Source organism: Vibrio sp. 1978 (genome assembly GCF_033344345.1).
On the sequence record NZ_JAWPOP010000862.1, the window covers coordinates 1 to 555 of the forward strand.

The 555-nt window shown below is 52.3% G+C and carries 1 protein-coding gene and 1 pseudogene; one reads left to right on the forward strand and one right to left on the reverse strand.

All coding sequences use genetic code 11. The annotated features are described in order from the left end of the window. The coding region (locus tag R8N49_RS29540) for a LysR substrate-binding domain-containing protein (protein ID WP_318190748.1) at positions 1-354 on the forward strand (354 nt) is incomplete at its 5' end. Here the strand turns inward: R8N49_RS29540 and R8N49_RS29545 are convergent. Further along, positions 355-555: pseudogene (locus R8N49_RS29545) on the reverse strand (DNA polymerase III subunit epsilon); the annotation flags it as partial.

The following is a 555-nucleotide window of genomic DNA, read 5'->3' on the forward strand; positions in this document are numbered from 1 at the left end:
GAGCGTTTTGGTGAGCCACATACGTTGTCGGAATTGGGACGGCATCAGTGCTTGGTTGGCTCGGTCGACTATTGGCACTTTAAGGAAAATAAACGCGATAAATCTTTACGCGTGTCGGGACGGATTAAATGCAACAGCGGTTTTGCTTTGGTGGACGCAGCGAAACGCGGGCTTGGTTTAGTGCAGCTGCCGGATTACTACGTTCAAGAAGCGTTAGACAGTGGTGAGTTAGTCGAGGTGCTGACCGATTACCGCGACGATCGCGAAGGCATTTGGGCGCTGTATCCGCAAAGTCGCAATTTGTCGCCAAAAGTGCGGTTATTGATCGACTTTTTGGCGCAAGAGTTGGCGTGATCAGCGCATCAACTGACGCAACGTGACATCCGGAAGCGCGGTCAGTTTTTTACTTTGCACCAAGAACAATTCCGCGCACGCCAAGGCATCACTGGCGGCAGAGTGCGATAAGTACCCCGGCAGGTGATAGTAGCGGCGCAAATCGTCCAACTGATAACTGCTGTGCGCGCCGCTTTTCCCTGCATAGCTAAACTGCTTTTC